Annotated in this window: 14 protein-coding genes, 1 pseudogene and 1 riboswitch; of the genes and pseudogenes, 11 read left to right on the forward strand and 4 right to left on the reverse strand. The window is 70.4% G+C overall.

Features of this window, described 5'->3' with window-relative positions:
• Positions 1-12: 12 nt before the first annotated feature.
• From ACEYYH_RS07025 to ACEYYH_RS07040, 4 genes and pseudogenes are all read right to left on the reverse strand, one after another.
• A complete protein-coding gene (locus ACEYYH_RS07025) occupies positions 13-471 on the reverse strand; it encodes a Fe-S oxidoreductase (protein ID WP_374977521.1) in 459 nt (152 codons plus the stop codon).
• Positions 468-1,343, reverse strand: a pseudogene (locus ACEYYH_RS07030) (arginase family protein); the annotation flags it as partial. The gene ACEYYH_RS07025 and the pseudogene ACEYYH_RS07030, both read right to left, overlap by 4 nt.
• A gap of 79 nt (positions 1,344-1,422) precedes the next feature.
• Positions 1,423-2,160: a PspA/IM30 family protein gene (locus ACEYYH_RS07035; protein ID WP_116193962.1), complete on the reverse strand. Its 738-nt coding sequence runs from the start codon at positions 2,158-2,160 to the stop codon at positions 1,423-1,425.
• A gap of 99 nt (positions 2,161-2,259) precedes the next feature.
• Positions 2,260-4,272, reverse strand: a complete 2,013-nt coding sequence (locus ACEYYH_RS07040; protein WP_374977522.1) for a TPM domain-containing protein — start codon at positions 4,270-4,272, stop codon at positions 2,260-2,262.
• 242 nt (positions 4,273-4,514) lie between these two features.
• Between ACEYYH_RS07040 and ACEYYH_RS07045 the strand changes: the two genes are divergently transcribed.
• From ACEYYH_RS07045 to ACEYYH_RS07095, 11 genes are all read left to right on the forward strand, one after another.
• Positions 4,515-5,363 carry a DUF3097 family protein gene (locus tag ACEYYH_RS07045; RefSeq protein ID WP_374977523.1) on the forward strand — a complete coding sequence of 283 codons (849 nt, stop codon included), beginning with the start codon at positions 4,515-4,517 and terminating at the stop codon, positions 5,361-5,363.
• 124 nt (positions 5,364-5,487) lie between these two features.
• Complete coding sequence (trmB, locus tag ACEYYH_RS07050) at positions 5,488-6,153, forward strand: tRNA (guanosine(46)-N7)-methyltransferase TrmB (protein ID WP_374978177.1); 666 nt, start codon at positions 5,488-5,490, stop codon at positions 6,151-6,153.
• 161 nt (positions 6,154-6,314) lie between these two features.
• Positions 6,315-7,529, forward strand: coding sequence for an MFS transporter (locus ACEYYH_RS07055; RefSeq protein ID WP_374978178.1), 1,215 nt, complete (start codon positions 6,315-6,317; stop codon positions 7,527-7,529).
• A 32-nt stretch (positions 7,530-7,561) separates the two neighbouring features.
• On the forward strand, positions 7,562-8,443 hold the full coding sequence (locus tag ACEYYH_RS07060) for a type II CAAX prenyl endopeptidase Rce1 family protein (RefSeq protein ID WP_374977524.1): 882 nt from the start codon (positions 7,562-7,564) through the stop codon (positions 8,441-8,443).
• Positions 8,444-8,500: 57 nt separating this feature from the next.
• A riboswitch (guanidine-III (ykkC-III) riboswitch) is annotated at positions 8,501-8,565 on the forward strand.
• 9 nt (positions 8,566-8,574) lie between these two features.
• Positions 8,575-8,895, forward strand: a complete 321-nt coding sequence (locus ACEYYH_RS07065) for a DMT family transporter (protein WP_374977525.1) — start codon at positions 8,575-8,577, stop codon at positions 8,893-8,895.
• Between the two features lie 187 nt (positions 8,896-9,082).
• Positions 9,083-10,618: a M20/M25/M40 family metallo-hydrolase gene (locus ACEYYH_RS07070; RefSeq protein ID WP_374977526.1), complete on the forward strand. Its 1,536-nt coding sequence runs from the start codon at positions 9,083-9,085 to the stop codon at positions 10,616-10,618.
• Positions 10,619-10,935: 317 nt separating this feature from the next.
• Positions 10,936-11,106, forward strand: coding sequence for a hypothetical protein (locus ACEYYH_RS07075; RefSeq protein WP_374977527.1), 171 nt, complete (start codon positions 10,936-10,938; stop codon positions 11,104-11,106).
• Positions 11,107-11,163: 57 nt separating this feature from the next.
• Positions 11,164-12,816: a SulP family inorganic anion transporter gene (locus ACEYYH_RS07080; protein WP_374977528.1), complete on the forward strand. Its 1,653-nt coding sequence runs from the start codon at positions 11,164-11,166 to the stop codon at positions 12,814-12,816.
• Positions 12,817-12,856: 40 nt separating this feature from the next.
• Positions 12,857-14,728: an alkyl/aryl-sulfatase gene (locus tag ACEYYH_RS07085; RefSeq protein WP_374977529.1), complete on the forward strand. Its 1,872-nt coding sequence runs from the start codon at positions 12,857-12,859 to the stop codon at positions 14,726-14,728.
• A 140-nt stretch (positions 14,729-14,868) separates the two neighbouring features.
• A complete protein-coding gene (locus tag ACEYYH_RS07090) occupies positions 14,869-15,339 on the forward strand; it encodes a hypothetical protein (protein WP_374977530.1) in 471 nt (156 codons plus the stop codon).
• On the forward strand, positions 15,336-16,325 hold the full coding sequence (locus ACEYYH_RS07095) for a cation diffusion facilitator family transporter (RefSeq protein ID WP_374977531.1): 990 nt from the start codon (positions 15,336-15,338) through the stop codon (positions 16,323-16,325). Before ACEYYH_RS07090 ends, ACEYYH_RS07095 begins: the two co-directional genes overlap by 4 nt.
• Positions 16,326-16,335 lie beyond the last annotated feature (10 nt).

The raw sequence follows: 16,335 nt of genomic DNA on the forward strand, positions 1-16,335 counted from the left end.
CGCGTTCGTGATTCAGGCCGCGCCGCGCGGCACGTAGTTGCCGTCCTCCAGGCCCGCCTCGATCTCGAACCGGTTGCGCAGCGGGTTGCGGCCGGAGAGCAGATACAGCACGGGCATGAGCAGCCCGTAGCGCTGCCACTGGCGCTTGTGCACCGCCTCGTGCCGCAGCAGCGCGTCGGTGATGCGACCGTCGCCGGTGAGGAAGCATCCGCCCACGCACGACCCGCCGCGCGGGAACGTCCAGCGCGGCATCCCGCGGAACACCCAGAGACCTTCGCGCCTCTCGACGCGGCCGATGCTCCAGAGCGTTCCCCAGAGCCATCCGACGGTGCAGCCGTACCAGTACCCGACGCGGCTGATCGGCGAGTCCAGCAGGAACGACGGGATCGCGTCGTCGATGCGCCGGCCCCGAATGACCGCGCGCTCGGCGGCGGCGCGCCACCCGGCAGGCGGCGTGGGGATGGGACTCACGCGAGCGCCCCGATCACGCGCAGGATCGCGCCCAGGTCGTCGGTGGCCGCCGCGAGCGAGGCGGGGGAGTAGCCGGCGAGGGACGCCCCGACCAGGGGCACGCGCTCGCGCAGGCGCGCCACCGCGACGGTCAGCTCGGCCACCGTCACACCGAACGGCTCGGGGTGCGCGTTGCCCGCGATCTCGGCGGGATCGAGCGCGTCGATGTCGACGTGGACGTACACCGCGTCCGCGCCGGTCGCGAGCACGGCGTCGGCGAGGGCGTCGGCGTCGCGCAGCGCCTCCACGGTCAGGGCCGCGATGCCGCGCTCGGACACCAGCTCGAGCTCCGGGTCGTCGAACGAGCGTGCCCCGCCGACGACGACGCGCTCGGCGGCGATCGTGCCCGCGGGCAGTGCCAGACCGGGGTCGCCGTCGCCGATCACGGCGCGCAGCGCCATACCGGCGAACGCGCCCGACGGCGACGAGTCCGGCGAGTTGAGGTCGGGGTGCGCGTCGATCCAGACCACCGCGAGCCCGGGGGAGCGGCGCGCGGCGTGCGCGATGGGGGCGAGAGCGATTCCGCAGTCGCCGCCGATCGTGAGCACAGGTTCATCGGGCGCGGCGGCGTCGTGTGCCTCCAGCGCCTGCGCGACCAGTCCGTTCACGCGCTGCAGCGCGCTCAGGCGGTGGATGCCGGTACCGAGCGACTCGCCCGCCTCCATGGGAATGTCGAGCACGGTGGTGGAGGCCCGGGGGAGGTCTCCCGCGATCGCCTGGGCGCCGTCGATGAGCTGCATCGCACGGGAGGACGGGCTTCCCTGCCACTGCGGGACCACGAGGTAACGCGTCATCTCTTCATCTTCGCGCAGACCGCGGGCCGCGGCATCCGTCCCGCTCGTCGTTCGCTGGAGGCAGACGCGAGGGGCGCCGGATCCGTGAGGACCCGGCGCCCCGGCGCGAGCGGTGGGCTCAGTTCTCGATCGCGGCCTGCACCGGCGCGCCGGACTTCAGCGCGGCGAGACGGGCCTCGACCTCGGTCAGCTCGCCGACGTCCTCGAGGGCGTTGAACTGCGCGTCGAGGGTCGACGCGGCCAGCTCCTGCTTGCCGGCGGCGAGGGCCTCCTGGCGGCGGACCTTGTCTTCGAAGCGGCCGAGCTCGCTCGTCGGGTCGAGCACGTCGATCGACTTGACGGCGTCGTGCACCTTGTTCTGGGCCTCGGCGGTCTTGGCGCGGGCGAGAAGCTCGGAGCGCTTGGCCTTCAGCTGCTCCAGCTTCTGCTTCATGCCGTTGAGGCCCTCTTTGAGCTTGTCGACGACCTCGTTCTGCGTGGCGATGGTGGGCGCGATCGCCTTGGCTTCGTTCTCCTCGCTGATCTGGCGCTGCAGCGCGATCTTGGCGAGGTTGTCGAACTTGTCGGCGTCGGTGGTGTTGCCGACCCCGCGCAGCTCGTCGGCCTTGCGGCTGGCCGCGAGCGCCTTGTTGCCCCACTCGGCGGCCGCCTGAACGTCCTCCTGGTGGTCGCGCTCGAGCAGGCGCAGGTTGCCGATCGTCTCGGCGATGGCCGACTCGGCGTCGGCGATCGAGTTCGTGTAGTCGCGCACGAGCTGGTCGAGCATCTTCTGCGGGTCCTCGGCAGAGTCGAGGAGCGCGTTGATGTTGGCCTTCATGAGGGTCGAGATGCGACCGAAGATGGACTGCTTCGCCATCGGATTTCCTTCCTGTCGGACTTCAGTTCTGGGTCGATGAGTCTGGTCTGGAGACGGATGCCGCGGCCTCGGGTATCCGGACGGCTCCGCGATGTCGGGTCAGAAGCGGCCACCTCCTCGGCGGGCGCGCGTGCCGCCGCCTCCGAAGCTACCGGGTCGCATGCCGCCCGACGAGCGTCCTCCGCCGCCGCCCAGCATGCCGCCGAGGCCGCCGCCGGAGGAGCGGCCGCCGCCCAGCACCGAGTTGAGCACGATGCCGCCGAGGACCGCGCCGAGCATGCCGCCGCCCCCGCCCTGCTGGCCGCCGCCGAACATGCCGCCCATACCCCCGTCGAACGCGCCGACGTCGTTCTGGGCGAGCTGGATCGCCTGACCGGCCAGCTGGTCGGCGCGCTGCGCCTGCTGCATCGCCTGCTGCGGATCGCTCGCCTGCAGCGCCTGGGCGCGAGCGAGCGAGGCACCAGCCTCGGCGAGGCGTGTGCGCGCCTGGGCGCCGACGGCGCCGCGACGCGCGGTGATGTAGTCCTCGGCGGCTGACACCTGGGCCTGCGCCTGCATCATGACCTGGCCGACCATCTGCCGCGCGCGCTGGGCCTGGGCCTCGGCATCCCTGACGCCCTGCACGAGCGTGTCGATCTGCGTGTTGGCCGCCTCGAGGCTCTGGAGCGCGGCGAGCGGGCGCTTGGCCGTGCCGGTGAGCCGGCTCCGGGCGGCGTCGAGCTGCTGCCGAGTCGAGGCGATCACGCCCGCGATCCGTCCGTCGGCGTCGGGCAGCGCCGACGCGGCGGCGATGTCGGACTCGAGCTCGGCGACGAGGGCAGCGGCGTTGCGCTCGCCCTCGGCGAGATCGGTCTCGAGCTTGTCGATGGCGTTCTCGAGCAGCGTCGCCTGGCCGACCGCCTCTTCGGCGGCACGAATCCCGACCGCGGCCTCTCCGCCGTCACCGGCGCCGATCGCGGCCTGCGCGGCGGTGAGCTGCTCGTCGGCGAACGCGAGCCGCTGCCGGGCCTGCTCGGGGTTGTCGACGACGGTCGCCAGCGCCTCGGGTGCGTATGCCGTCTGCAGCCTCTGCAGCCGGGACGTCGCCTGGTCGAGGGATGCCTCGGCCTTCGCCTTGGCGTCGTGCACGCGCGCGAGCGCCTCAGGGGCGTTCTGCTCGAGCTTGCGCAGCTCGTCGAATGCGGCGGCCTTCTCGTCGAGCAGAGCATTGGACGCCTCGCAGAGCGCGATGATGCGCTCGTTCCAGGCCCGCGTGTCCTGCTCGGAGTCGGGGATGTGGTCGTCGAGCTTCTGCTTGAGACCGAACGCTTCGTCAAGGCTCTGCTTCGCGGTGGCGAGGGCGGCCTCGAACTCGGTGGTCGCGGCATCCCCGAACTGCGCCTTCGCGAAGCCGAGCTCCTGCGCACTGGTCTTGATGGCGTCGTCGGTCTCGACGAGCAGCGACGACGCGCGCCGCTCCAGCTCCTCGATGCTGGGCTGCGGCGGACCCGCGGGGCCCGCGGTCACGGTGCCCTTCCTACGACGCCGCAGGAAGACGACGAGGAGCACGATGCCGACACCCACGACCACGATGACGAGCAGCCAGGTGAGCCAGCCGCTGGCGCCCGCGTCGGTGCCCGGGGTGCCGCTTCCGCCCCCCACGGCGTCGGTCATTCCGTCGGCCGCCGCGTCGACGGCGCCCAGCCAGTCGTCCTGCCGGAGGGCGGGCTGGATCTGCTCCTGCTCGATCGTCGCGATCTGCTCCTGGCTGAGGGGGCCGTCGGAGGAGCCGGAGAGATAGTACTGGCGTCCCTCGGTGGCGACCGCGAGCAGGTACTGGCTGACCCCGAGCCCGTTGTCATCTGCCGTCTGGTTGGCCCAGTCCTCGGCGCGGGACGGGCCGGTGAACTGGTCGACGTACACGACCCACAGATCGAGTCCCGTGTCGGTCTTGAGCTGCTCGAGGCGGTTCTGGGCCTGGGCTTCCTCCCCCGATGACAGCACGTCCGCGTCATCGAGCACGTAGCCGGACCCGAGCGTCACCGGAGGAGTCGCGAGCGCCGAGCCACCGCCGATCGCCGTGACCGCGACCACCGCAGCGGACGCCAGCGCTGCAGCCCATCGCAGTCGCATCGATCCCCCCTCTGGGACTCGGGTTCCCCCTCCCGCGAGTCTATTCAGCCGCGGGGATACGACGATAGCCCACGGTCCCGGCGCCTCATGTGTGTTCGCCGAGAACGTCTCCGGAGGCATCCCCACCCGCCGTTCTCGCGGATCCGGACGGATGCTGCGGTCGCGCGGTGCTGCGCCGGGCGCGGGTCGCTGCCCGGCCGGACGCGGGCGGGCGGGTAGCCTTGCCGATCCGGAGGAGGACCATGGACGATCGCTACGGCGCCGATGTGCTGGCCACGGGCTGGAAGGGCCACGGGATGCGCGAGCTCCCGAGGGTGGCAGCATCCCGTGATCTCGTCGTCGAGGTGGCCGACGACGGCTTCTGCGGCGCCGTCGTCGGGGCGTCGGGCGGCATGGTGGAGCTCGAGGACCGCCGCGGCCGCCGCCGCCTGTTCCCGCTGGGCGCGGGCTTCCTCATCGACGGCAAGCTCGTCGTCCTCGGTCCGCCGGCGCCCGCGGCCGCGCCGACCGGCCCGAAGCGCACGGCCTCGGGATCGTTCGCGACCGCCGATTCCCGTGCGCGCGTCGCGCGTGCGAGCCGCATCCTCGTCGAGGGCCGGCACGATGCCGAGCTCGTCGAGAAGGTGTGGGGCGACGACCTGCGCGAAGAGGGCGTCGTCGTCGAGTACCTGCAGGGCATCGACCTGCTCGACGCCGCGCTCGACGAGGAGCCGCCCTCGGCCGACCGCCGCTACGGCGTGCTCGTGGACCACCTCGTGCCCGGCTCGAAGGAGTCGCGTATCTCCGACGCCATCGCGCGCGGCCGTCACGGCAGGCACGTCCTCATCGTCGGCCACCCCTGGATCGATGTGTGGCAGTGCGTCACACCGCGCGCCGTCGGCATCGAACGCTGGCCCGAGGTGCCGCGCGGCATCGAGTTCAAGGTGGGCGTGTGCCGCGCGCTCGGCTGGCCCGCCCGCGACCAGGCCGACATCGCGCGGGCGTGGCAGCGTATCCTCGCGTCGGTGAAGACCTACCGCGACCTCGAGCCCGCGTTCCTCGGCCGCGTCGAGGAGCTCATCGACTTCGTCACCGTCGATTCCGCTCGTTGAGCGAGCGTGCGAGTCGAAACGCCGCCCTGGGTAGCCTGGAGGGGTGACGAACCCTGCCACGCCTGCGCCCGAGCCCCGCACCTTCCGTGAGAAGCCGGTGTCGTTCGTTCGGCGGAGCGGCCGGATGTCGGACGCCCAGGAGCGTGCCTGGAGCGAGCTCGCCCCGCAGTACGTGATCGAGGTGCCGCGCGACCGTGCGGCGACGAGCATCCTCCCCGACTCGGAGATCGACCCCGCGGCGGTGTGGGGGCGCGAAGCGCCGCTCGTCGTCGAGATCGGGTCGGGCCAGGGCCACGCCATCGTGCACGCGGCGACCTCGCGCCCCGATACCGACTTCCTCGCGATCGAGGTGTTCCGGGCCGGGCTCGCACGCACCATGCTCGACGCCGACCGCGCGGGCGCGCGCAACCTGCGCCTCGTCGAGGCGAACGCGCCCGAGGTGCTGCAGCACCTGCTGCCCGCAGCATCCGTCGATGAACTGTGGATCTTCTTCCCCGACCCGTGGCACAAGAAGAAGCACACGAAGCGGCGCCTCGTCGCCGAGGGTTTCGGCGCGATCGCTGCGCGGGCGTTGAAGGACGGCGGGATGCTGCGACTTGCGACCGACTGGGAGGACTATGCGCTGCAGATGCGCGAGGTCATGTCGGCGGCGCGGGACTTCGAGGCGACCTTCGAAGGGGAGTGGGCGCCGCGATTCGACGGCCGTGTGCTCACGGCGTTCGAGCGCAAGGGCGCGCGCGTCGGACGCGACATCCGGGATCTGTCGTACCGCCGCGTCGCGAGGTCATGAGCGGACCCTCCGGACCCCTCACCGGCCCGGTCCCGGTGCCCGGACCGACGTCCGAACCCGCGCGCGAAACGGCAGGTGAGGCGGCTGCACCTCGCGAGGTGCCGCGCTCGAGCCGCGACCCGTGGCGGTTCGTCAGGCCCCTCGGCCACCGCGACTTCCGCATGCTGTTCGGGGCGGTCGTGCTGTCGATCTTCGGCGCCGGCATGTGGGCCGTCGTCATGGTCTACACGGTCATCGGCGCAGGCGGCGGACCGGTCGAGCTCTCGGCCGTCGCCGCGGCGAACGCGGTGGGGCTTCTCGTGTGCGCGATCCCGGGCGGAATCGCCGCCGACCGCGTGCCGCGACGGCTGCTGCTGCGCCTCGTCGAGCTCGTCAACCTGCTCGCGATCACCTCGGTCGCCGTCGCCGGCGTGTTCGGCGCCGTGACGATCCCGCACCTCGCGATCGTGGCGTTCGTGATGGGCGCCGGCGCCGGCTTCTTCTTCCCGGCGTACAGCGCGATCCTGCCGCGCATCCTCCCGCCGGCACAGCTCCTCGCGGCCAATGGCCTCGAGGGGGCGATCCGGCCCGCCCTGCAGCAGGCCGCGGGCCCGGCGGCAGCCGGCGTCATCGTCGCGGCGGTTCTCGCGCCCGCGCATGCGGCCTGGGGAGTGGTCGCGGCGCACGCGCTCGCGTTCGTGCTGCTGCTGTTCGTCCGGCCCGAGCCGCCCGCCGCGCCGGGGGAGCACCACGAGGCGCCTGAGGGTGTGCGCGGCGTGCTCCACGACCTGCGCGAGGCCGTGGGGTTCACCGTCCGCACGCCGTGGCTGCTGTGGACCCTGCTGTTCGCGACCGGATGGGTGCTCGTGTTCGTCGGCCCCGAAGAGGTGCTGCTGCCCTTCGTCACCCGCGACCGCGTCGGCGAGGACCCGCGCCTGTTCGGCTTCCTCCTCGCGATCTACGGCATCGGCGGCGTGCTCGGGTCGATCGTGGTGTCGTCGATGAAGCTGCCGCGCCGGTACCTCACCGTGATGATGGGCGTGTGGGGCGTGAGCACACTGCCCTTCGCGATCGTCGGCATCACGCACCAGTACTGGCTCATGGCGGTGTGCCTGTTCGTCGTCGGCTTCGGCTTCAGCTACGGCAACGTGATCTGGGGCACGCTGCTGCAGCGCCGCGTGCCTCGCCACATGCTCGGCCGCATCTCGAGCCTCGACTTCTTCGTCTCGCTCGCCCTCATGCCGCTGTCGATGGCGCTCGCCGGCCCCCTGGCCGAGGTCGTGCCGATCGAGGCGATCTTCATCGCGGCCGGCGTGATCCCGCTGATCCTCGGCGCGCTCGCCTACGTCGTGGCCCGCATGCCGAAGGATGAGATCGACCACCCGCTCGACCGCTGACCCCGACCCAGAACCGACCGGAGCCGCCGCGCATGCCCGCACATCCCGACGCCCCGCCCGCGGCGGCCGTACGCACGTGGTCGTGGGGTCTCGCCCCCGCCCTCCTCGTCTGTCTCGCCGCTCCGGCGTTCTTCGTCGTGCGCGTGCCGTGGCTCGGGTGGGTGCTGCTGGCCGCGGGGCTCGCGGTGGCGCTGCTCACAGAACGGATGGATGCTGCCGCCCGACCGCCGGCACCGGGTGGCAGCATCCGTCCTCCCTCACTCGTGCGCGATCTCTCACTCATCGCTGTCGGCCTGCTCATCGTGAGCGCGATCCCGCTGAAGGCGGAGCTCGACGATCTCGCGATCCTGCGCTTCGCGATCGCCCTCGGGGGTGCGGTCGCGGTGCCGTACGTGATCTCGCGGTGGGTGTACCGGGATCGGGCGATCCGGTTCCCGTGGCGCGGCGGAGGTCGGTGGACGCGGTTCCAGTGGACGTGGCTCATCGCGGTACTGCTGCTCGGCTGGCTGATCCTGCCGTTCTACTTCATCACCTCGGGCGTCTACCTCAACTGGCCCGTCGTCGACACCCCCGAGCTCATCGCGCGCCTGTTCGTCGGCGTCGGCGCCGTCGGCATCTGGGACGAGCTCTTTTTCATCTGCACGTGCCTCGCGCTGCTGCGGCGCCACTTCCCGTTCTGGCAGGCGAACATCCTGCAGTCCGTCGTCTTCGTGTCGTTCCTGTGGGAGCTCGGGTACCAGGCATGGGGGCCGCTGCTCACCATCCCGTTCGCGCTGCTGCAGGGCTTCATCTTCATGAAGACGCGCTCGCTCACATACGTCGTCACCGTGCATCTGCTGTTCGACGCCGTCGTCTTCCTCGTGCTCGTGCACGCGCACAACCCCGGCATGCTCGACTGGCTGTTCTTCGTGTGATCCGGCGCTGCGGGAGCTCTGCCCAGGGGGTGCCCAGGGGGAGCGGCTAGGGTGGGCAGCGGATCCCCGACCGGATCCCCGGACGACGGATCAGTACCCGGTACGCGACAAGACTGGCCAGGAGCACAGTCATGGCGTGGGTCATCCTCATCGTTTCCGGCATCCTCGAGGCCGTCTGGGCCACCGCGCTCGGCAAGACCGAGGGCTTCACGAGGCTCTGGCCGTCGGTGATCTTCGGCGTCGCGCTCGTCGCCAGCATGGGCGGACTCGCCTGGGCGATGCGCGACATCTCCACCGGCACCGCGTACGCGGTGTGGGTCGGCATCGGCGCGTCGCTGACCGTCGCCTACGCGATGATCACCGGCGACGAGGCGTTCTCGCTCGTCAAGATGCTCCTCATCCTCGGCCTGGTCGGCTGCGTCGTCGGCCTGAAGCTCGTCGGCCACGAGTGACTTCCGGGAACGGATGCTGCGACCCTGGCGTCCGCGCCGGGGCGCAGCATCCGTTCGATGACCGGCGATCATGAGAGCTCGATGAGAGTGCCGGAGGGGGGACTGGCCGCGCCATCGGGAGTGTGTGAGCATCCCCGCAGGAAGCCGGCGACAGAGGGGTCGCCGGCGGAGAGGCAGGACCATGCCCATGAGAACCAGGCGCGCCTGGGCCATCGCCACCGCGGTCGCCCTGACGTCCACCGTCGCACTGGCCGGACCCGCGTACGCGGCACCGAACAACAATTCGGTGAAGAAGATCACGAAAGCGGTGACGCTCGACGGCGTCATGAATCATCTCGAGGCGTTCCAGGACATCGCTGATCAGTGGGGCGACCGAGCCGCCGGACGCCCCGGGTACGAGGCATCCGTCGACTATGTGGTGAGCGAGCTCACCGCCGCCGGCTATACGCCCGAGGTGCAGCCGTTCGAGTTCGACTACTTCGAGGAGAACAGCGAGCTCATCCGCGTTTCGCCGAACCCCACCGCGTTCGTCGACGAGGTGGACTTCCTCCGCAACACCTTCGACAGTGGCAGCCCCGAGGGCACCGCCACCGGGCCGCTCGTGCCGGTCGGCGTCGTCTACCCGTCCGAGACGCTCCCGCCGAACAGCAACACCAGCGGGTGCGAGCCAGCCGATTTCGCCGGCTTCCCGGCCGGCGCCATCGCCCTGGTCCAGCGCGGAACATGCGGCTTCGCGGTCAAGGTTCTCAACGCCCAGGCGGCCGGTGCCGCGGGCGTGATCGTCATGAACGAGGGACAGCCCGGCCGCACCGGGCTCGTCGGCATGATCGGCGACGCCACGGGACTCACCATCCCGGCCGTGTTCGCGACGACGGCGACGGGTGCGAACCTGCTGTCGGTGCCGAACTCGATCGTCACGGTGACGGTCGATTACGAGCAGGACACGCGCACCGCGTGGAACGTCCTCGCAGAGACGAGCAGCGGCAACGACGCCAACACCGTGATGGCGGGCGCGCACCTGGACAGCGTGCAGGACGGCCCCGGCATCAACGACAACGGCTCGGGCAGCGCTGCGCTGCTGGAGACCGCGATTCAGATGCAGAAGACCAAGCCGAACAACACGGTGCGGTTCGCCTGGTGGGGCGCGGAGGAGAGCGGTCTGCTCGGTTCGGAGCACTACGTCGCTGCGCTGTCGGACGAGGAAGCGGGCGACATCGCGCTCTACCTCAACTTCGACATGATCGGCTCGCCGAACTACTTCATGGGCGTCTACGACGGTGACAACTCCAGTGGAACGGCCGCACCCGGGTTCATCCCCGAGGGGTCCGCCCAGATCGAGGACGTCTTCGAGCAGTACTACACGAGCGTCGGAGAGCCGTTCCAGGACACCGAGTTCTCGGGCCGCAGCGACTACGGACCCTTCATCGCCGTAGGCATCCCCGCGGGCGGTCTGTTCACCGGTGCCGAGGGCGTCAAGACGGCCCAGCAGGCGGCGATCTTCAGCGGTACGGCGGGCATCGCGTTCGACCCGTGCTACCACGCACCCTGCGATGACATCGCGAACCTCAGCGCGCACGCGCTCGACGTGAACTCCGACGCGGTCGCCGCAGCGATCATGACCTTCGCGTTCGACGCGTCGACCGTCAACGGGGTCCGCACACCGGGCAAGTCGCACGGTGCCGGCCACAGCATGGACGCGTTCACGGGAGACGCCAGGCAATGATCGAGCGGATGCTGCGCCCCGGCGGACCGCGCCGGGGCGCAGCATCCCTCACCCTCAACCTCACGTCGAGATGATTTCTTCGTGAACTCTTGACGGCGAGGCCCCCGAGGAGGACATTCAATCTTGCGAAGAGAAAACAGAGACGTAAGGCCCGAAAGGACCCGGAACACAGAAACCCCTTCGCATTGACGATCCCCCCGGCGCTTCGGCACCGAGGGGATCATCGCTGTGCACCCGCCATCGTCGGGGCTCTCGTTCGAAGCCGGAGCCCCGGCGAGGCGTGCTCGGCCCCGGCGCGACGCTCGTCGTCTGACGATGTGGACTTCAGCCAGTTCCTGAACACGCCGATCATGTGGTGGCGGGTGCTGTGGGCGATCGTCGCCCCTGCTCGCCGGGTGGATCTCCCCGCGCATCGCCAAGCGCGCCGTCACCGACCGGTGACGAGCGAAGCGGTCGTGCCGCCGCTCGTGCCCGGCGATCCGGTCTGACGCCGCTCACCCGTGCCAAGGTGGAGACACTGTGTCCCACGTACCTCAGGAGCAGGAATGCAGCGACCCCTCGCCGGCCTGACCAGGCGGAATCTCGTCACCGAGCTCACCGCCGGCGTCACGCTCCTCGCGATCGCCATCCCGCTCAACATCGGGTACGCCCAGATCGCCGGGCTGCCGGCGACCGCGGGCCTGTACGCCCTCATCGTGCCGACGATCGTCTACGCGCTCGTGGTGTCGTCGCGCCAGCTCGTGGCATCGCCGGACGCCGCGGCCGCCGCCCTCGTCGCCTCGTCGATCGGCGGCCTCGCGACCGCGGGCAGCGTGGACTACGCGACGCTGGCGCTCGCGCAGGCGATCATCTGCGGCGTCATGTTCGTGCTGATGGCCGTGTTCAAGCTCGGCTTCCTCGCGAACTTCCTCTCCAAGCCGATCCTGATCGGCTTCGTCGGCGGTCTGGCCCTCGACATCCTGGTCAGCCAGATCGCGAAGATGCTCGGCGTCAAGATCGACTCCGGTGGCGAGTTCGTCGACAAGGTGTTCGGCCTCGTGTCGAACCTCGAGACGATCAACGCGTGGTCGCTGGCGATCTCGGCGGTGTCCGTCGCCGTCCTGCTGCTCGGCGCGCGATTCCTGAAGGCCGTGCCGTGGGCGCTCGTCGTGCTGATCCTGTCGACCCTTCTCGTCGTGCTCACGGGACTCGACAAGCAGGGCGTCGACGTGCTGGGCGAGGTTCCTGCCGGTCCGCCCACGCTCACGTGGCCCGTCATCGACTGGCAGATGTGGGGGGCGCTCATCCCGTCGGCGATCGCGCTCACCCTGGTCACCACGGCTGAAGGGCTCCTCGTTTCCCGGTCCTATGGCGAGAAGCACGGCTATCCCTTCCGCGCCAACCGCGACCTCCTCGCGTTCGGCCTCGGCAACATCGCCGCCGGCGCCCAGGGCAGCTTCTCGATGGGATCGTCCACCTCGCGCACCGCGGCGATGGAGCAGGCGGGCTCGCGCACCCAGCTTCCGTCGCTGGTGCTGGCGGTGGGCACCCTGCTGCTCCTGGTGTTCGGCACCGCCCTGCTCGCCGACATCCCGTCACCGGCCATCGGCGCCGTCGTCGGCGTCGCGATCCTGCCGCTGCTCGGCATCCGCGAGTTCCGTCAGCTGTGGCGACAGGATCGCTTCGAGTTCGCGATCGGCGCGGTGTGCTTCCTGGTGACGCTGTTCATCGGCGCGATCCCGGGTATCCTCGTGGCGTTCGTGCTCGCCCTCATCAACCTCGCCAAGCGCGCGGCGAACCCGTCGATCGACGTGCTCGCCGCCGACGACGACGCGAAGCAGTCGCTCCTCCAAGACGCGGAGGCCGGCGCGACGACCGCGCCGGGCATCGCGGTCGTGCGGATGGCGGCGCCGCTGTTCTTCGCGAACGGCGCCGTGTTCTCCGCTGCTGTGAAGCGCGCGGTGACCGGGGCCGACGAGCCGGTGAACCACGTGGTCATCGACATGGAAGCGGTGACCGACATCGACGTCACCGGTGCGGAGGCGTTCGCGTCGCTCGAGGAATGGCTCGCCCAGCAGGGTGTGAGCCTGGGATTCAGCCGGGTCAGGCCTTCGACCCGAGCGCGCCTGGAGGAGCTCGGACTGCTCTCGGGGCAGACGTTCTTCGCGACCAACCGCGAGGCTGTCGCGGCGCTCGAAGCACCCGCGCCGCGGGAATGAAGACCACGGCCCGCGGGGCCGGGACGAAGGGAACAGGAACATGCAACAGCGGGAACCCGAAGCGTCGATCCGCGACGCGCAGGCGGCGGCCCTCGCCGCCCTGCCGTTCGACGACGTCGATGACTTCGCCGCCGCGGATCGTGGATTCATCGGGACGCTCGACGACCCGAAGATCCGGAACGACAAGGGCGAGGTGGTGTGGGATGCCTCGACCTACGACTTCGTCGAGGGCGACGCGCCCGACTCGGTGAATCCCAGCCTGTGGCGCCAGTCGAAGCTGGTGGCCAAGCATGGCCTGTTCGAGGTCGTGCCGGGCCTGTACCAGGTGCGCGGGCTGGACCTCTCGGTCATGTCGGTCATCGAGGGCGACACCGGCGTGATCGTCGTGGACCCTCTGATCTCCGTGGAGACGGCCGCGGCCGCGATGGCGCTGTACCGCAAGCACAGGGGAGACCGCCCGATCCACGCGGTCATCCACTCGCACAGTCACATCGACCACTTCGGCGGCGTGCTCGGCATCGTGAGCCAGGACGACGTGACAGCGGGCAAGGTGCAGATCGTGGTGCCCGAGGGCTTCCTCGAGCACTCGGTCGCTGAGAACGTATACGCGGGAACAGCGATGGCGCGCCGTGCCGGCTACATGTACGGCGCGGCGCTCACGCGCGGGCCGAAGGGCCAGGTCGGTGCCGGACTCGGGCAGACGACGTCGACCGGGAACCCGACGATCCTCCCGCCGACCCTCGAGGTGACGACGACCGTCCAGACGCACACCATCGACGGCGTCGAGTTCGAGTTCCAGATGGCGCCGGGCACCGAGGCACCCTCCGAGATGCACTTCTACCTGCCGCGTTACCGCGCGCTGTGCATGGCCGAGAACGCGACCCACACGCTGCACAACCTGCTGACGCTGCGTGGCGCGGTCGTACGCGACCCGCACGTGTGGTCGCAGTACCTGACGGAAGCCATCGAACGGTTCGGCAGCGAGGTTGAAGTTGTGTTCGCGTCGCACCACTGGCCCACCTGGGGCAACGCGGAGGTGCGGGCGTTCCTCGCGATCCAGCGCGACCTGTACGGATACCTGCACGATCAGACCCTGCGGCTGCTCAACCAGGGCTACAACGGCGCAGAGATCGCGGAGATGATCGAACTGCCGCCGGCGCTCGAGGCGTCGTGGAGCACGCACGGCTACTACGGCTCGGTCAGCCACAACGTCAAGGCGATCTACCAGCGCTACATGGGCTGGTTCGACGGCAACCCGGCGCGCCTGTGGCCGCATCCGCCGCAGGCGCTCGCGGAGCGGTATGTCGCGGCGATCGGCGGCGTCGACCGCGTCGTCGAGCTCGCCCAGGAGGGCTTCGACGCGGGGGACTACCGCTGGGCTGCGACGCTGCTCGACCACGCGGTCTTCGCGGACGCCCACCACGCCGGAGCCCGTGCCCTCTACGCGGACACGCTCGAGCAGCTGGCGTACGGCGCCGAGAACGGCACGTGGCGCAACTTCTTCCTGTCGGGTGCCACCGAGCTGCGCGAAGGCAACTTCGGCACGCCGACGCAGACGGCGGCGCCGCTGATCATCGCCCAGCTCACGCCAGAGCAGCTCTTCGACGCCGTCGCCATCCGCGTGAACGGCCCGAAGGCGTGGGATCTCGACCTGTCGCTCGATGTCACCCTCACCGATCTCGATCGCAGCTTCCACGTGACGCTGCGCAACGGCGTGCTGGTCTACGTCGAGCGCGACGCCGACGCGGCGACGCCGCTGCAGCTGACGCTGTCGAAGCCTCGTCTGATCCGGCTCGCCGGAGGCGACACGGACTCGGACGGGATCGAGGTGCGCGGCGACGTCGACGTGCTGACGCAGATCCTGGCGGTGCTCGACCAGGGCGACCCGGACTTCGAGATCGTCCTGCCGTAGCCGGCCGTGCTCACCGATCGCCGGCGTCGCCTCCCGCGGCGCCGGCGATCGCCTCGAGGACTGCGTTCCGGCGTTTAGCAGTCCGATGAGGGAGGGTCAAGGCGGTCCCGACCACCGGGGCCGAGGGCGAGACTCAGCGCATGAGCCGGTGGCGACGCGTGTGGAGCGTGCCCCTGCTGGTGCTGACACTGTGCGTCGCAGGTTGCGGCATCACAGTGCCGAGCGATCCACAGGGCACGGTGGATCGGGTGCGCGGCGGTGAGCTGCGGGCCGGCGCGTCGGCCTCGGGCGAGCTCGTGACCATCGACGGGTCGGAGGTCGGCGGCTCCCTCGCGGAGCTGGTGGAAGACTTCGGCGCGTCGGTCGACGCCAAGGTCACCTGGACCGTCGGCAGCGAGGAGGACCTCGTCGATGGACTCGAGACCGGAGACCTCGATCTCGCGATCGGCGGGATGACCGACGCGACCCCGTGGTCGCAGCGGGTCGCGGTCACCCGGGCCTACGACTCGATCCCCGGTGCCCGGGGTCCCGTGGTGCTGCTCGCGCCGCTGGGTGAGAACGCGTGGCTGGCGGCCCTCGAGGGCTACCTCGACCGGGAGCTGGCGCGATGAAGAAGATGGGGCGCACCGATCTTCCCGAGGCGCAGCAGAAGGCCCTCCGCAGTGCGATCCGGTGGGAGTGGTTCACGATCGGCTACACGCTGGTCACCATCGGGCTCATCGCGCTCGTCGTGGGCGGCTCGCAGGCGATGAAGACGGCATGGATCGAGGACATGCTGTCGCTCATCCCGCAGATTTCCTTCCTGATCGCGCTGCTTTTCATCCGGCGTCCGCCCACCCGGGCCTTCCCGTTCGGATATCACCGCGTGATGGGGGTGGGGCATCTCGTCGCAGGAGTCGCGCTGCTCGCGGTGGGAGGCAACCTCGCCTTTGAGGCGATCAGCGGGCTCGTGCGTGCCGAGCACCCCTCGATCGGCACGGTCTACCTGTTCGGCCAGACGATCTGGCTCGGCTGGCTCATGGTGGCCGTGATGAGCGTGATCGTCATCGGCCCGTTCTTCTACGGGCATGCCAAGGCGAAGCTGGCGCCGAAGTTGCACAACAAGGTGCTGTATGCCGACGCCGACATGGCCAAGGCAGACTGGACATCGACGGTGGCGTCGATCGTCGGCGTGCTCGGCGTCGGCATCGGCCTGTGGTGGCTCGACGGCGCCGCGGCGCTGTTCATCTCGCTCGGCATCATGTGGGACGGCTGGCGCAACAGCCGCGGCGCAATCCGCGACCTCATCGATCAGCGAGCACGCACCGAGGACGACGCGCGTCCGCATCCGCTCATCGCCCGCATCGCCGACCGTGTCGAGGAGTTCGGGTGGGTCCGCGAGACCGCGGTGCGCATGCGCGACATGGGGCAGGTGTTCCACGTCGAGGTCTTCGTCGTGCCGCGCACCGACGAGGTGCGCCTCGAACAGCTCGAGGAGGCACGTGACGCGGTGGCGCGGCTCGACTGGAAGGTGCAGGACGTCGTCGTCATCCCGACTCCGTCGCTCCCGGACGAGGCCGAGCCCGCGACACCGCAGCCGTCGTCGACGGGCGCCTGAGGCGCAGCAT

The sequence above is a fragment of the Microbacterium trichothecenolyticum genome (assembly GCF_041938625.1).
Classification (GTDB): Bacteria; Actinomycetota; Actinomycetes; order Actinomycetales; family Microbacteriaceae; genus Microbacterium; species Microbacterium trichothecenolyticum_D.

Coding starts and splice junctions, on each gene's coding strand:
- ACEYYH_RS07085 (WP_374977529.1), top strand. CDS start 12,857: ATGCAACAGCGGGAACCCGAAGCGTCGATCCGCGACGCGCAGGCGGCG.
- ACEYYH_RS07065 (WP_374977525.1), top strand. CDS start 8,575: ATGGCGTGGGTCATCCTCATCGTTTCCGGCATCCTCGAGGCCGTCTGG.
- ACEYYH_RS07060 (WP_374977524.1), top strand. CDS start 7,562: ATGCCCGCACATCCCGACGCCCCGCCCGCGGCGGCCGTACGCACGTGG.
- ACEYYH_RS07045 (WP_374977523.1), top strand. CDS start 4,515: ATGGACGATCGCTACGGCGCCGATGTGCTGGCCACGGGCTGGAAGGGC.
- ACEYYH_RS07040 (WP_374977522.1), bottom strand. CDS start 4,272: ATGCGACTGCGATGGGCTGCAGCGCTGGCGTCCGCTGCGGTGGTCGCG.
- trmB (WP_374978177.1), top strand. CDS start 5,488: ATGTCGGACGCCCAGGAGCGTGCCTGGAGCGAGCTCGCCCCGCAGTAC.
- ACEYYH_RS07055 (WP_374978178.1), top strand. CDS start 6,315: ATGCTGTTCGGGGCGGTCGTGCTGTCGATCTTCGGCGCCGGCATGTGG.
- ACEYYH_RS07090 (WP_374977530.1), top strand. CDS start 14,869: ATGAGCCGGTGGCGACGCGTGTGGAGCGTGCCCCTGCTGGTGCTGACA.
- ACEYYH_RS07070 (WP_374977526.1), top strand. CDS start 9,083: ATGAGAACCAGGCGCGCCTGGGCCATCGCCACCGCGGTCGCCCTGACG.
- ACEYYH_RS07035 (WP_116193962.1), bottom strand. CDS start 2,160: ATGGCGAAGCAGTCCATCTTCGGTCGCATCTCGACCCTCATGAAGGCC.
- ACEYYH_RS07095 (WP_374977531.1), top strand. CDS start 15,336: ATGAAGAAGATGGGGCGCACCGATCTTCCCGAGGCGCAGCAGAAGGCC.
- ACEYYH_RS07080 (WP_374977528.1), top strand. CDS start 11,164: ATGCAGCGACCCCTCGCCGGCCTGACCAGGCGGAATCTCGTCACCGAG.